The sequence below is a fragment of the Microbacterium sp. NPDC087592 genome (assembly GCF_044743585.1).
Classification (GTDB): domain Bacteria; phylum Actinomycetota; class Actinomycetes; order Actinomycetales; family Microbacteriaceae; genus Microbacterium.
In genome coordinates, this window is sequence record NZ_JBIUWT010000001.1 from 2177100 (window position 1) to 2191438 (window position 14339).

15 protein-coding genes are annotated in these 14339 nt (G+C 68.5%); 10 read left to right on the forward strand and 5 right to left on the reverse strand.

Annotated elements, in window-relative coordinates; all coding sequences use genetic code 11:
• The first annotated feature begins 7 nt into the window (after nucleotides 1-7).
• Genes phnC through ACIOTO_RS10405 form a run of 4 tightly spaced genes read left to right on the forward strand, consistent with a single transcriptional unit; the run spans nucleotide 8 to nucleotide 3348 of the window.
• Nucleotides 8-832: a phosphonate ABC transporter ATP-binding protein gene (gene phnC, locus ACIOTO_RS10390; RefSeq protein WP_400857725.1), complete on the forward strand. Its 825-nt coding sequence runs from the start codon at nucleotides 8-10 to the stop codon at nucleotides 830-832.
• Nucleotides 829-1638 (forward strand): phosphonate ABC transporter, permease protein PhnE, encoded by an 810-nt coding sequence (phnE, locus tag ACIOTO_RS10395; protein WP_400857726.1) that lies wholly within the window; start codon nucleotides 829-831, stop codon nucleotides 1636-1638. Before phnC ends, phnE (ACIOTO_RS10395) begins: the two co-directional genes overlap by 4 nt.
• A complete protein-coding gene (phnE, locus tag ACIOTO_RS10400) occupies nucleotides 1635-2507 on the forward strand; it encodes a phosphonate ABC transporter, permease protein PhnE (protein ID WP_400857727.1) in 873 nt (290 codons plus the stop codon). Before phnE (ACIOTO_RS10395) ends, phnE (ACIOTO_RS10400) begins: the two co-directional genes overlap by 4 nt.
• Nucleotides 2488-3348, forward strand: a complete 861-nt coding sequence (locus ACIOTO_RS10405) for a MurR/RpiR family transcriptional regulator (protein ID WP_400857728.1) — start codon at nucleotides 2488-2490, stop codon at nucleotides 3346-3348. The genes phnE (ACIOTO_RS10400) and ACIOTO_RS10405 overlap by 20 nt, the downstream gene beginning before the upstream one ends.
• On the opposite strand, the gene ACIOTO_RS10410 is transcribed toward ACIOTO_RS10405, so the two are convergent.
• On the reverse strand, nucleotides 3349-3939 hold the full coding sequence (locus ACIOTO_RS10410; protein ID WP_400857729.1) for a small multidrug efflux protein: 591 nt from the start codon (nucleotides 3937-3939) through the stop codon (nucleotides 3349-3351). It lies immediately after the preceding gene.
• Nucleotides 3940-4141: 202 nt separating this feature from the next.
• Here ACIOTO_RS10410 and ACIOTO_RS10415 point away from each other — a divergent pair, with 202 nt between their 5' ends.
• From ACIOTO_RS10415 to ACIOTO_RS10435, 5 genes are all read left to right on the forward strand, one after another.
• A complete protein-coding gene (locus ACIOTO_RS10415) occupies nucleotides 4142-4945 on the forward strand; it encodes a MerR family transcriptional regulator (RefSeq protein ID WP_400857730.1) in 804 nt (267 codons plus the stop codon).
• Nucleotides 4945-5664 (forward strand): GPP34 family phosphoprotein, encoded by a 720-nt coding sequence (locus ACIOTO_RS10420; RefSeq protein WP_400857731.1) that lies wholly within the window; start codon nucleotides 4945-4947, stop codon nucleotides 5662-5664. The genes ACIOTO_RS10415 and ACIOTO_RS10420 overlap by 1 nt, the downstream gene beginning before the upstream one ends.
• Before the next feature lie 158 nt (nucleotides 5665-5822).
• Complete coding sequence (locus tag ACIOTO_RS10425) at nucleotides 5823-6281, forward strand: DUF1772 domain-containing protein (RefSeq protein ID WP_400857732.1); 459 nt, start codon at nucleotides 5823-5825, stop codon at nucleotides 6279-6281.
• Between the two features lie 48 nt (nucleotides 6282-6329).
• Nucleotides 6330-7136: a hypothetical protein gene (locus ACIOTO_RS10430; RefSeq protein ID WP_400857734.1), complete on the forward strand. Its 807-nt coding sequence runs from the start codon at nucleotides 6330-6332 to the stop codon at nucleotides 7134-7136.
• Nucleotides 7137-7271: 135 nt separating this feature from the next.
• Nucleotides 7272-8504 (forward strand): ATP-binding protein, encoded by a 1233-nt coding sequence (locus tag ACIOTO_RS10435; protein ID WP_091029794.1) that lies wholly within the window; start codon nucleotides 7272-7274, stop codon nucleotides 8502-8504.
• 14 nt (nucleotides 8505-8518) lie between these two features.
• Here ACIOTO_RS10435 and ACIOTO_RS10440 read toward each other — a convergent pair whose 3' ends face one another.
• The 4 genes from ACIOTO_RS10440 to ACIOTO_RS10455 are packed head-to-tail and all read right to left on the reverse strand — an operon-like array spanning nucleotide 8519 to nucleotide 12499.
• Nucleotides 8519-8884: a cupin domain-containing protein gene (locus ACIOTO_RS10440; protein WP_029262391.1), complete on the reverse strand. Its 366-nt coding sequence runs from the start codon at nucleotides 8882-8884 to the stop codon at nucleotides 8519-8521.
• 43 nt (nucleotides 8885-8927) lie between these two features.
• On the reverse strand, nucleotides 8928-10322 hold the full coding sequence (locus ACIOTO_RS10445; protein ID WP_400857735.1) for a S10 family peptidase: 1395 nt from the start codon (nucleotides 10320-10322) through the stop codon (nucleotides 8928-8930).
• On the reverse strand, nucleotides 10319-11752 hold the full coding sequence (locus tag ACIOTO_RS10450; protein WP_400857736.1) for a hypothetical protein: 1434 nt from the start codon (nucleotides 11750-11752) through the stop codon (nucleotides 10319-10321). The genes ACIOTO_RS10445 and ACIOTO_RS10450 overlap by 4 nt, the downstream gene beginning before the upstream one ends.
• A gap of 6 nt (nucleotides 11753-11758) precedes the next feature.
• Nucleotides 11759-12499 (reverse strand): transcriptional regulator, encoded by a 741-nt coding sequence (locus ACIOTO_RS10455; RefSeq protein WP_400857737.1) that lies wholly within the window; start codon nucleotides 12497-12499, stop codon nucleotides 11759-11761.
• 235 nt (nucleotides 12500-12734) lie between these two features.
• Between ACIOTO_RS10455 and ACIOTO_RS10460 the strand changes: the two genes are divergently transcribed.
• A complete protein-coding gene (locus ACIOTO_RS10460) occupies nucleotides 12735-14336 on the forward strand; it encodes an ABC transporter substrate-binding protein (RefSeq protein WP_262001496.1) in 1602 nt (533 codons plus the stop codon).
• The last annotated feature ends 3 nt before the right edge of the window (nucleotides 14337-14339 follow it).

Below are 14339 nucleotides of genomic sequence, written 5' to 3' on the forward strand. Positions count from 1 at the left end.
TGAGAACATGCACACTGATCCGCAGCGCGCGGAGGCCGGAGCCCTGCTCCCGGCCTCCGCGTCGTGGTCGATCCGTCTCGACGACGTCTCGGTCACCTATCCCAACGGCACCCGCGCCCTCCGCGGTGTGTCCCTCGACATCGCCGCCGGCGAGATGGTCTCGGTGGTCGGCCTCTCCGGCTCGGGCAAGTCCACGCTGATCCGCACGATCAACGGTCTCGTGCCGGTGACGAGCGGCACGGTCACCGTCGGCCCGCACGCTGTCACCGGCATGCGCGGACGACGCCTGCGTGAGACCCGAGGGCACATCGGCATGATCTTCCAGGGGTTCAACCTCGCCGATCGGGCCAGCGTCTACCGCAACGTGCTGGTCGGTCGGTTTGCCCACACGGCGACCTGGCGGACGGTGCTCGGCCTGAGCACGGCGCAGGATCGCGAGCTCGCCCTGCGCGCACTCGACTCGGTCGGCATGCTCGAGAAGGTCTGGAACCGCGCCGGCCAGCTCTCCGGCGGCCAGAAGCAGCGCGTCGCGATCGCTCGGGCTCTGACCCAGCAGCCGAGCGTCATGCTCGCCGACGAGCCGGTCGCCAGCCTCGACCCGCCCACCGCGCACGCGGTCATGCACGACCTGCGCCGCGTCAACGTCGAGGAGCACCTCACCGTGCTCGTCAACATCCACCTGATGGACCTGGCCCGCCAGTACACGACGCGCATGATCGGCCTGCGGGCCGGTGAGGTCGTCTACGACGGGCCGGCAGCGGATGCCGCAGACCACGACTTCGAGCAGATCTACGGGCGTCCGATCCAGCCGAGGGATGTGCTCGGCGCATGATCACAGAGCCCCGCCCCCTCGTCGTGCCGCCCAAGCCCACGTCGAGACTGCGCACCAGCCTCGTCGTCCTGGCGTTCGCCGCGTTCACCGTCGCCACCTGCATCCCGGCGATCGGCGGCATCGAGCTGGACTTCGGTGCGCTCATCCACAACTGGGACAACGGATCCGTGCTGCTCGTGCAGTTCCTGCAGCCGGACTTCTCGTTCCTGCCGCGCACGTTCGGGCCCATGCTCGAGACGCTCCAGATGGCCGTGGTCGGCGCGGCGGTGGCCGCGGTGATCTCGGTGCCGCTGACGCTGTGGGCCGCCGCTCCGACCAACCCGAACAGTCCGACCCGCATCGCGGTGCGGACCGTCATCAACGTCATCCGCTCCGTCCCCGATCTCGTGTACGCGACCGTCCTGGTCGCGATGGTCGGCGTCGGCGCGCTGCCCGGCCTGCTCACCCTGCTCCTGTTCGACATCGGCATCATCGTCAAGCTCGTGTCGGAGGCGATCGACTCCACCGATCTCCCGGTCATCGAGGCCGGACGCGCCACCGGCGGCGGCCAGACGCAGATCAACCGCAGCGTCGTGCTGCCGCAGACCTGGCCGCTCTTCGCGAACCAGTGGCTGTACACGCTCGAGCTCAACGTGCGTATCTCGGCGATCCTCGGCATCGTCGGCGCGGGCGGCATCGGTCGACTCCTCGACGAGCGGCGGGCGTTCTACGCCTATGACGACGTCGCGGTGATCGTGCTCGAGATCCTCGTCGTCGTGGTGCTCATCGAAGTGTTCTCGAACTTCCTGCGGAGGCGACTGGTATGACGCTCTCGACCACCGCACGGGGTATCGGGCTCGACCTGCCCCGGCATCCCTCCCGTCTCGTCCCGACCGTCGTCGCCGTCATCGTCGGCGTCGTGGTGCTGGCTGCCGCCGCAGGATTGCCGATCCCGTGGAATGACCTCGGCGCGCTGCCCGCACAGATCGCGCACTACCTGACGCTCATGTTCGCCGACCCCAATTGGGAGAAGCTGCCGCAGGCGCTGTTCGAGACGTGGCGGTCGATCTCGATGGCCTGGATCGGCGCGATCGGCTGCGTGATCGTGTCGATCCCGCTCGGCATGCTCGCCGCGAACAACGTCGGACCGGTCTGGGTGCGGCTCCCGCTGCGCGGGCTGTTCGCCGTGATCCGCGCCGTGCCCGAAGTCATCATCGCGCTGCTGCTGCTCACCGTCACCGGGCTCACGCCGTTCACCGGCGCGCTGGCGCTGGCGATCGCCGGCATCGGCACGCAGGCCAAGTGGGTCTACGAGACGGTCGAGTCGGTGCAGGAGGGCGCTTCCGAGGCCGTCAAGGCCGCCGGCGGCAACACGGCGCAGGTGACGCGGTGGGCGCTCTGGCCCGCGGCGGCCCCGACGCTGCTGTCGTTCGCGCTCTACCGTTTCGAGATCAACATCCGCACCTCGGCGGTGCTCGGACTCGTCGGCGCGGGTGGAATCGGCAGCATGCTCGCGAACTACACGAACTTCCGCGAGTGGGATACGGTCGGGATGCTGCTGATCGTGGTGGTCATCGCGACGATGCTGATGGATGCGGTCTCCGGTGCGATCCGCCGCCGGATCATGCGCGGCCCGCGGGTCAAGGCGATCGTGGAACCGAAGAAGGAGCGCGCCGATGTGGCAGGGACCCGCTGAGACGCCCCCGACGGCCCGCATCGCGATGTTGGCTCCGTCGATGCAGCCGAGCGAGCGCCGTGTGGCCGAGGCGATCGCCGCCGACGTCGACCTCTCGATCGAGCGCACGGCGCAGGAGATCGCGGATGCCGTCGAGGTCGGCCGCACGACCGTCGTGCGCACCGCCCAGACCCTCGGCTACGACGGTTACCCGCAGCTGCGGGTCGCGCTCGCGCGTGAGCGGGCGAGTTCGGCGCCGTCGCAGGATGCCACCGCCGATGCCACGATGCTCGGGGCGCTGCGCGGTGCGGTCGACCGCTTCGCGTCTCGCCTCGCCCACACGGTCTCCGCCGTCACCGAGGAGACCCTGGCGGCCTTCGTCGGCGAGCTCGACGGCTCGACGCGGCTGCTCGTCGCGGCCAACGGTCTCTCCGCGCCGATCGGGGCCGATCTCTCGATGCGCCTGACCTCGGCCGGACGACCCGCCGAATACGTGGCGGACACCCTCGGACAGCAGATCACCGCGTCGCAGCTCGGTGCCGGCTCCGCCTGCCTGGTCGTGTCCGGGTCGGGAGTGAACCGCGCATCGATCGACGTGATGACGGCCGCACGGGCGAGCGGCGCCCGCGTGCTCGCGATCACGTCGTTCCCGCGCTCGCCGGTCGCCGAGATGGCCGACGTGGCACTGGTCGTCGCCCCGATCAACGACTCGTTCCGCGATGAGCTGCTGTACACCTCGCGCGCCGCGCTGATGCTCGTCACCGAGTCGGTCGTGGGTCTGCTGGTGAGCAGGCGCGGGGCGAGTGCCACCGCGGCCCAGGTCGCGACGTTCTCCGTGCTCGGCCACTCGCTGTCGGAGTGATCACCAGCCGAGGAGGGCGAGTGCGCCTGTCGCCGCGGCCGCGATGAGGCTCGTCCACAAGACGATCGCGACGACCTGCCACAGGATCACCCATCGCTTGCTCACCCCGGACGCGACGAAGAATGCCGCCGTCAGCATCGTGGGCAGGGCGAGCGGAGCCAGGACGCTCGCGCCGGGAACGCCGAAGCGCACCAGCCAGCGACCGAGCTTGGCCCGTCCCTTCGTCTTCCGCGACGGCTTCTCCGGATCCGCGTCGCTCGGCGACGTTCCGCCGGAAGCCGTCGCCGTGCCAGATCCGCCGACGAGGGATGGCTCGAGGCGCATCGCCTCGGCGCGGGCTGCTTTCCGCGACACGACGCCCGCTCTCATGCGTGCGCCGAGGAAGACCACTCCGATGACGCACAGGATGTTTCCCGCCGCCCCTGCGACCGCGGCGACGATCGGGTTGATCCCTGCGAGGATGCCGAGGCCGGCGGCGCCTTCACCCTCGATGTAGGGGATCGCACCCGCCAGCATGACGAGAAGCGGCTGCAGGAACTCCGGCAGCTGGTCGATGGCACTCTGCAGCCACTCGTACGGGTTGTCCACCATGGCGGTGTCTCTTTCTCTTCAGGCGCGGCCGGAAGCCGGCGCGGGGCACGAGAAGCAGTACAGACCCTGTTCCCCGCACAGGGTCAAGCGACCTCGGCAGATCGACGTCGGGTCTTGACCCTGTTCCGAGAACAGGGTCTTGAATGGTGCTGAGCGCCACGACCGAGACCCCGGCCCTGAGCGCCGACAGAAGGATGGACGGATGCCCTGGAGTACGAGTGAACTCGCCGAGCTCGCGGGGACGACCGTGAACACGGTGCGTCACTACCACCGCTCCGGCCTGCTCGAGGAGCCGGAGCGGATGTCGAACGGCTACAAGCAGTACCGCGCTCGGCATCTTGTCCGGCTGCTGCAGATCCGGCGGCTTCGCGACCTCGGCGTCCCGTTGGCCCAGATCGAGTCCGTCGGCTCTGCGGGGGACACCACGAAAGAGGCGCTGCTCGCGATCGATGCCGACCTCGCCGCGAGCATCGAGCGGTTGCAGCGGGCACGGGCCGAGATCCGCGCCATCGTCGACGGAGCATCGACGACCGACCTGCCGGCCGGGTTCGAGGACGTCGCGGGGAGACTGTCGACCACCGAGCGGTCGCTCATGCTCGTCTACGAGCAGCTGTACGACACGGAGGCGATGGCGGATCTGCGCACGATGGTCGAGACGGAATCCGACGACGGCAGTGCAGAGTTCGAAGCGCTCACGGTGGAGGCGGATGACGAGACGCGTCAGCGCGTGGCGGAGATGTTCGCGCCGGTGATCGCGCAGCACCTCACCGACTACCCGTGGCTCAGCGAGCCGACCGAGCATCTGTCGAAGGGCCCGCGCGTCACGGCGCAGGCTTTCCTGGAGACCGTCGGTGGGCTGTACAACGAGGCGCAGCTCGACGTGCTCGGCCGAGCATCCGCGCTCGCCAGGGAGCAGGCGTTCGGGTCGAGCGCCGCACCGAGCGACGACGCTGCATCAGCCGACGCTGCACTCGCCGATGCCGCACCCGAAGAAGGAGAGAGATGATGACGGACCAGCCCGACGCCCGCTCCACGAACGATTCGCCCGACCCGCACCTCGGCGAGCCCCTGCTCGTCGAAGACGTGCTGCTTCTGCTCTTCCAGCCTGATTCGGGGTCCATCGCGGGGGAGAACATCCTCTTCTACGTCCTCGGCGGCGCTGCTCTGGGCGACCTGGCGCTGCAGGAGCGGATCGAGGTGCGCAACGAGGGAGCGCTCACGAGCCGCATCCACGCGCTCGACGCTCACGCCGCGCCCGACGAGCTGCTCGTGCCCGGGCTCGAGTACATCGAACGGAAGCCGCGCGATGCGCAGACGGTGCTCGCGGCGATCGGTCCGAACCTCCGTGCACCGGTGCTCGACCGCCTCGTGGAGCGCGGCGATCTCACCAGGGAACACGGTAGATCGCTCGGAATCTTCCCGACGACGAAGCTCGCCCTGGGAAGCGACCGACGTGCCGTGTTGATCGAGCGGGTGCGCTCCGTGCTGACCGACGGCGAGACGCCCGACATCCGCACAGCCGCGAGCATCGCCCTCCTGTCGGCGAGCGGAACCCTGCCGCAGTTCCACAGGGAGATCCCGTGGAGCGGCGACGTCTACACGCGCGCCAAGGCGATCGAGCGCGGCGACTGGGGTGCCGCAGCCGCGGCTGAGGCCGTGGCCCGCACGATGAGCGCGGTGCTCACGAACGCGCTCATCGCCGCCCTCGCCCTCCCCAAGAACTGACAGGGCACACCGGCTCGCGCGGGAGCTGAAAGCGCTCTTCAATCCATCCGGCCGTCGGCGCTGGTGCCCGGCCCCGGCATGCGCGTCACGCGGCCGGATGCGCGCTCATCGTGCGGCCGCGGGTCACACGCCGCCGCGCGGTGTGTAGATTGCAGGACGTGGACCTCTCCGACATCCTCGCCGCCCTCGGTCTCGTCCTTCTCGCGCTCGGAGGCGGAACGTTCTGGTCGTTCTCGACCGGCGTGATGCCCGGCCTGGCCCGCACGGATGACGACACGTTCGTGTCCTCGATGAGGTCGATCAACCGCGCTGTCGTGAACCCGCTGTTCCTGCTGCCGATCTTCCTGCCGCCGGTCCCGCTCGTGTGGGCGGGGCTCCTCGATCTGGATGACCCGCGCGGATGGATGCTGGTCGCGTCGGGCGTCGTCTTCTTCGTCGGGGTCATCGTCGTCACAGGTGCAGGCAACGTCCCGTTGAACAATGCCCTGGACGGCTCGACGTCATCGTCGACGGCTGCGCGCGCGGCGTTCGAACGGCGCTGGAACGCGCTGAACGGCGTGCGCTCCCTCTCGTCGGTCGTGGCGATCGTGCTCGCGGTACTGGCACTCGTGGTCTGAGCGCGAGGATGCGGAGTCGCGGCGTCGCGCTCCAATAGGCTTCGGGGCATGACGACTTTTCGCCGCGCCGCCGTTGTGAGCGTGTCCCTCGCCGCCATCACCTTCCTCGCCGCAGCGTGCGCGCCGTCCGCTGATGTGCAGGAGAAGCCGACCACGGATCCCGCCGGGGCCGGCTGCGACGTGGACGAGTCCGCTCTCGGCGCTGCCGCGGCATCCGAGGTCGTCACAGACGAGCGGGGAGGCTACTGCCATCTCGAGGTCGATCTCGCTCAGGTGGAATTCACGCCCCTCGAGGATGTCCGCGCCGGCACCTGGGCATCTGAGACCGGCATCACATGGAGCGACGAGGCACCCGCTCTCGACGCGGAGGCCATCGAGATGTCGCAGCGGATGAGCGCGGAGTGGGTCGTCGGCGACTTCCTGGACGGACCGGCGATCGAGCTGTCGGCCGACGATTACTCCGCATGGATCGAGAGCACTGACCTCATCGGCGAGGACTGGCGTGCGGGCTATCTGTCCGAGTGGAACGACAACGGCTCGACCGGCGGGCTGACGGTGACCCCGTTCACGACGCCCCTCGTGCGGGACGACGCCGCGCGGGTCTCGCAGATCGCGCTCTCCCCGTCGTCGACGAGCGTCCTCGATGTCGAGGGGCGCACGTTCGTGGAGACCTGCTACGACGTCACCGCCGTCTATCACGGTGAGGGCGAGGCGGCTTTCGACTTCTCGGGCAAGGCGTGCTCCACCTTCCCGCACGACGGCACCACGATCAACCGCGTTCTCGAAGGCACGCACGGGGGCTTCACCGTGACCGACGAGTCCGGAACCGACATCGCCGAAGAGCAGGACAGCTGAGCCGGAGCGACCTCAGCGTGCGCTCCGTCTCGTCGGTCGTGGCGATCGTGCTTGCGGTACTGGCACTCGTGGTCTGAGCGACCCGTTGGGCTGATAACCTTATCAAGGCTGCGGCATGTTGATAATGTTATCAACATGCGTGATGCACTCGACAACCCCTTCAGCCCTGGCTCTGACACCATCCCCGAGGTGTGGGCGGGACGCACCGCGCAGTTGAGTGACTGGCGCGACGTTGTGCGTCCTCGCCGCCTCGCGGGCCTACCGGAGCGCGGCAGAACTATCCTCGGGGAGCCGGGGCTCGGGAAATCGACGCTCGTGCGACGCATCGCCCAGGAGGCATCGCGTGCCGGCGACTGGGTCACCCCGCAGCTGCGCATCCCCACCGGAGCTGACCCTTTGAAGCTCGTCGCCGGAGCCGTGCTGAAGCTCGCGACCGACGCCGGACTCTCCGCGTCGCGTGAGAAGCGCATCGGCGATGCCATCGCACGCGTGCAGGCCGTCGCCGTCTCCGGCATCTCCCTCACGCTTCGCGGTGTCGACGGGCCCGAGCCCTTCACGGCTCTCACCGAGCTGCTGATCGAAGTCGGTCTCGCCGCGATCGCCAACGGCCGTGCCATGGCGCTGATCCATATCGACGAGGTGCAGAACATCACCGATGAAAAGGCGCTTTCCCAGCTGCTCATCGCACTCGGAGACGCCCTCACGCACCAGGTCGAGGTCGCCGTGCCCGGTGGCGCACGCGTCAGCCGCTCGTTGCCGATCGCCGTCTACCTCACCGGCCTCCCGGATTTCGAAGACATGGCTGGCGCCCGCATGGGGGCGACCTTTGCCCGCCGTTTCAAGACCACCACTCTGTCGGCCATCGACGACGAGGATCTTGCCCAAGCGCTCCAGGAGTTCGTCCTCGAGGGGTGGGCAGTTCCCGACGGCGCCGGCGGATCCACTCGCGTGCGGATGGACCCCGACGCGGCAGCGCTCATCGTCGACGTCTGCCGCGGAGAGCCGTTCCTGTTCCAGCTTGCCGGTGAGCAGTCCTGGTACGCAGATTCCACTCCGACGATCACCGCGGACCAGGTCCGCCGCGGCTGGCAGGGCGCGCAACGGGAAGCGACCGCGCACGTGGAACGGATCCTCGAACGACTCCCCGCCCGAGAGCGCCAGTTCCTCCAGGTGATGTCAGCGCTGCCTGCCCCGGAGCGCACAGCTACCCGCATCGCCGAGGCGATGGGGTTCTCGAAAGTGACCGAGGTGGGGCCCACAGCCCAACGCCTGGACACCGTGCGCGGCGTCATCGACAGGGGCAAGCCCTACAGCTTCCGGCACCGCGCCGTCGAGGCCTACCTGACCAGCGAGTGGCCGAGGGCCTGAGCGACGGACAGATCTCAGTCGAATTCGTGCAGGTCTGAGGTCATGTCGCCGCCGGCGTCTCCGGTGTTCACCGTGCCCTTCGGCTCGAACAGGATCGCGTGCACCTCGTCGGTCGCCTTCGGGCAGTGCTCGACTCCGCGCGGCACGACGAACACGTCATTCGGGTTCAGTACGACATCGCGGTCGCGGAGCTGGATCGTCAGCTGACCGCTCACGACCATGAACAGCTCATCGGTGTCGGGGTGGGTGTGCCAGACGAACTCGCCCTGCAGCTTGACCACCTTGACGTCGTAGTCGTTGATGCTGGTGAGCCGATGCGGCTGCCAGTGCTCGTCGATCGTGGAGAGGGCTTCGAGCACGTTGCGAACATCGTCTGCCATACATCTCAGCGTAGCCGCGGCGTCATCGGCGGGGTCTGTCGAGCTAGGGCGCAGCGCCCACGCGGATGAACTCCCGAATGTCCGTAGCGAGTGCGACCCGGGGTGCCTCTCCGAGATAGGGCATGTGGCCGGATCCGTAGACCTTCAGGTGTACGCGCGAGCGATCGAACCGGAAGCGGGTGAAGGTGAACTCGGTCGCCGCCCTGGTCGTGACGAGGTCGTACTCGCCCACGCCGATCATCAGCTCGAAGCGCTCGTCGCGACGCACCGCCTCGGTGAAGTCGCCGAAGCAGTTGCTGTGGGGCGAATCGTGCCCGTCCCAGTCCCAACCGCCCATGGCGAGACGGAAGTCGATGGCGCGGTACTCGTCGTCACTCTCGTATCCGAGCTCTTCGCGCAGATAGTGCTGGATCGCTCCGGTGAACTGCGGTGCGTACGCGCCCATCGCCGGGTCGTCGGCGACCGGGTCGGAGCCGGCGCCGTCGGCGGAGAGCGTGTAGCGGCTGTCGTACATCCCGAGCTGGCGACCCTGCTCACGCAACGCGAGCCGGGCGAAGGCATCCGGGGTGATCCGCAGATCGTGCTCGATGATTACCGGGGTGGGGAGCCCGAGAAGCTCCCCCATGCGCGCCGCGAGGGCCTCCCGCTCCGCGTCGTCCAGCTGCGTTCCGGCGACGAGCGCCGGGAGCAGTTCGGTGCGGGCGAAATCCGAGACATCGTCATCGGAGAGGTCGGCGGCGGCGCCGTGCTGGCGGGCGGTGCGCACGAGCGTGGGGAACTCCAATGCCGCCTGGACGTCGCTGCTCCAGGCGGGTTCGCCGAGTCCGAACGCCGGCCCGAGCACGATCGCGCCGTTCAGCGAGGTCGCCCTCGTGGTGCCTCCGCGCATCGGGCCGCCGTTCGCGAGACGCGACATGCGCGCCGCACGATGCGTGCCGTAGCTCTCGCCCATCACGAAGCGCGGCGACTGCTCCCGGCCGTTCCGACGCACCCAGCGACCGATGAACTCCAGAGTCGCGCGGGCATCCTGCTCCACGCCGTGGAAACGTTCGCGATCGGCATCCGGGTGGATCCTGCTGTAGCCGGTGCCGGGCGGATCGATGAACACCAGGTCGGCGACGTCGAGCGGCGATTCCTCGTTGTCGACGAGGGCGAACGGCGGAGCCATGCGCGGATGCAGCGTGTCGGCGTCGGCCACCCGCCGAGGTCCGAGGCCCAGGTGCAGCCACACCGATGACGAGCCGGGGCCGCCGTTGAAGGCGAACAGCACGGGGCGCGCGGCGCGTTCGTCGTCGGTCAGGTCGGTGCGGATGTACTCGGTGAAGACGTAGCGCGCACCGGGGCCGTCTTCGCCGTCGGAGACGTCGATCTCCCCGACGGTGCCGCGGTACTCGATCTCGGCGCCGCCGATGCGCGCCTTCCGGACCGGGGCGGTCACTCGTGGCCGCCCGTCACGAAGTCACGCAGGTCGGCGTTGAGCTTCACGATCGTGTCTCTCTCGCTGTACATCATGTGACCGCCGTCGTACCAGTGCGAGGTCACGCGCTCCCGCGGCAGGTCCCACTGGCGAAGAAGATGATCCGCCGAGCCGATGGTGGTGAGGGAGTCGTAGATCCCGGTGCCGATGAACAGGCGCCCGGTCGGCATCTGCTTCATCCACCGGCTCAGGCGTGCCGGGTACGGGTAGGTGTGGAACGGCGACGGCTTGCCCATCGACATGAACAGGGCGCCGCCCTGATCCGCCCATTCCCACTCCCTGGCGGCGTTCGCGTCGTGGACGAGATAGGGGATGCCGGGGGTGTCGTCGAAGAGCTCCTCGAAGAGCTGCGCGAACGCCGCGGTGTAGCGAGGGGAGAGATGCGTGCCGGCCGCGTCGAGTCCGAGCTCGCCGAAGCCGGGGTCGGTCGCGGGGGAGGTGTAGCGGCTGTCGTTCACGCCGACCTCGAGCCCGCGATCTCGAAGCAGTCGCGTGCGGAAGTCGGTCTTGGAGATCCAGAGGCGGGACCGGACCAGTTCTTCTGCGGGGATCCCGATCATGCCGGACAGGCGGGCGGCCACAGCCTGCAGCTCGGCGCCGGGCAGCGACGTCCCCTGCAGCATGGCGGTGGCGAGGTCGCCCCAGGCGTAGTCGAGCGCGGCGTGGATGGCATCCTCGACCGACTCATGCTCGCGTGATCCCGCTCCGTGGTACCAGGCGACCGCGGCCTTGTACGGCACGTTCGCCAGGGCGCCGGGCACGTTGCCGGGTCGCTCAGCCGTCTCCTGGATGTTGACCGCCTGGCCCAGCAGCGCGATGCCGTCCAACGGCACCGTCGACATGCCGTGTGTGCTCGACGCGAGGAACGCGGCCCGGTGGGTGCCGTAGCTCTCGCCGAGGAAGTGCTTCGGGGAATCCCAGCGTCGATGCCGGGCCACCCAGTCGGTGAGGGCCCGGGCGAACGCATCGGCATCGCCCTCCATGGAGAAGAAGGGAGCGAGGTCTGCACCCTCCGCCACCGTGCCGAATCCCGTTCCCGGAGCGTCGATGAACACCAGATCCGCGGCATCCAGCAGCGACGACGGGCTCTCCTCGATGCCGTAGGGGGCGCGGACCCCCGACTCCAGGTCGGCGGGGATCTGGGCGCGGAACGGGCCGATGCCGCTCAGGTGCAGGTAGCTGGATGCGGCGCCGGGGCCGCCATTGGTGAGGAACAGCACGGGGCGGTGCCGACGAGTCTCGGCATCGGTCTCGGCGACGTACGAGAACGCCGACAGCGTGCCGACCTGGGTGCCGTCGGCCGTGCGCAGCGGGATCTGCTCGAGGCTCATCGCGTAGTCGATCGGGCGTCCGTTGCAGGTGGCGGAGCGGATGACGCGTCGTTCGTCCACGAATCCCTATGCCTCTTCGTTCGAGGCGTCCGCGGATTCCTCGATCTCGTTCAGATAGTTGTAGATGGTGTGGCGACCGACCCCGAGGTTCTGGGCGGCGATAGGCACGGCCTCGCGCATGGTGAAGAAGCCGCGATCGCGCAGCTGTCGGACCACCTCCACCTTGTGCCGCTTCTTCATGGCCTCGACGGGGATGCCGGTCTCGGTGACGGCCTCGGCGAGGATCCCCTGCGCGAGATCCTCGACGGAGGCGGGGAACTTCTCGGCGGTCATCGTCTCGGATCGCAGCGACGGGTCGATGGTCGTGATGGCGCTCAGGCTACGCAGCAGCTCCTGTGCGCGTACCACTTCGCTCACATCGGTGTTCAGGCACAGGCAGGCGACGGGTCGACCGCTGGCGGCGTGGAAGAAGATGCTGGACGAGCGCATCGGCAACCCGTCGTTCGTCTCGGTCCGGTAGCCGATGAGGTGCTCGTTCCACCCCGACGAGAACGTGCGCAGGCCGAGATCGGTGGCCGGCCCGCCGATACCGCGCCCCGTGATGTTGCCGCCGATCGCGGCGATCGTGCCGGGCATCTTGGTGAGATCGTGCAGCAGCACCTCGGTGCGGGGAGCGAGCGCGCGGGCCAGCGGCACGATGATCGGACCCACGATGTCGACGATCGTGGCGGCATGCGCCCGCTCCTCATCGGTGAACGCGGGGATGCGCGATGTCGTGTCCGACGTCGGTGGTGCGGTATCCGTCATGGTCCCTCCACAGTTCTGGGTACCTGGAATTTGGCACAGATTGTAGAAATTTGCAATGAATTCTTGCCCGGCCCGGATGGGAGGCAGATTCGCTCTCTCCCGGAATCACGGGGTATTTGGGCGAGTTATCACCGCCGTAACACAGTTGTTACATGAACGTTCTTCGTCATGGTGTTGAATAGCGCCCAACAAACTGTCGAAGGCGACGACGCTCGCCCCGAACCCTGGAGGACCCTTGCGCACTACCCCGAAGTCCCCGCGCCTCGTCCCCGCTGCGGTGGGGGCCGGCCTGGCCCTGGCAATGGCGCTCACCGCGTGCACCCCCGCCATCCCCGGCGAATCCGGCGGAGGTGGTGACAGCTCGAAGCTCACCATGCTGCTTCCGGACACGGTCAACAGCATCGACCCGGCACTCGCGTTCAGCACCGGCGGACGCCAGGCCACCTGGCTCATCTACGAGGCGCTCGTCCGGGAAGACCCGAAGACCGGCGAGGCCATTCCCGGACTCGCGGAGTCGTGGGACTTCACGCCGATGTCTGCCTCCTTCGTCATCAAGGAGGGCGCGATGTGCGCCGACGGCAGCGAGATCACCGCCGGCACCGTCGCCCGCAACTTCGAGCGGTGGAAGGACCCGGAGACCAACGCCCCGCTCGTGAACAACTTCTTCGGCTCCTCCGACTTCACCGTCGAGTACGACGACACCGCCCGCACGGTCGACGTCGCCCTCACGGTCGGCATGCCGTTCCTGGGTGCAGAGCCCTCGTTCACCCAGCTGGGGATCGTGTGCGACTCGGCGCTGGAAGACCCGTCGGTGCTCACCACCGGCTCCGACGGCACCGGCCCCTACGTCGTCGACGAGTTCGTCACCGGCTCGCACATCACCCTCACCCGCAACGACGACTACGCCTGGGGCCCGGAAGGGTTCTCGGTCAAGGACCTCCCGAAGACCGTCAACCTGAACATCGTCGAAGACCTCAACACCCAGGTGAACCTGCTCCTGGGCGGCGACGCCGACACCGCGCTGCTGCAGGTCGATCAGCTCGCGCGGCTGGAGGGCGAGTCGGGCTTCACCGAGCAGGTGGCCGACACCGGCGTCACGATGATGATGTTCAACGAGCGCGACGGCTACCCGACGCAGGACGAAGCCGTGCGTCGTGCGCTCGCCCAGGCCCTCGATTTCGAGGAGCTCACCCAGGTGCAGACCCAGGGGCTCGGCTACGTGGCCGACTTCCTGCGCGCACCCTCGAACATCTGCGTCGACCAGAAGGCGATCGCCGACGTCATCCCCACCGGCGGCATCGAGGCGGCATCCGCCACGCTCGAAGAAGCCGGTTACGCGAAGGGCGACGACGGGATCTACGCCAAGGACGGCGTGCCGCTGAGTGTGCAGCTGCTGCAGATGGAGTTCACCTCCGCCGCATCCGAGCTCGTCTCCAGCGCCTGGAAGGACCTCGGCGTGAAGGTCGAACTCGACAACCGCGGACCGGCTCAGGCCGTCGACGTGCTGTACTCCGGCACCGGATGGAGCGTCAGCTTCGTCTCCATGGGGGCGTCGCAGCCCACCGGCTTCCGTCCGTTCTTCGTCGGCCCGGCGGCTCCCGAGGGCCCGAACTTCGGTGCGATCAACAACCCCGTCTACGCCCAGAAGCAGGGCGAGGCGTCGCAGGTCGGCGGACTGGACTCCTGCCCGCTCTGGATCGAGGCCGAGGCCTCCGTGGTCGAGCGCGCGGACTGGGTGCCCACCATCGCCGCCGACTCCAAGTGGGTGCTCGGGGAGGGCGTGAGCTTCTTCTCGAAGGGCGCCTTCGTCGATCCGCTCACCCTCCGCAAGAACTGATCG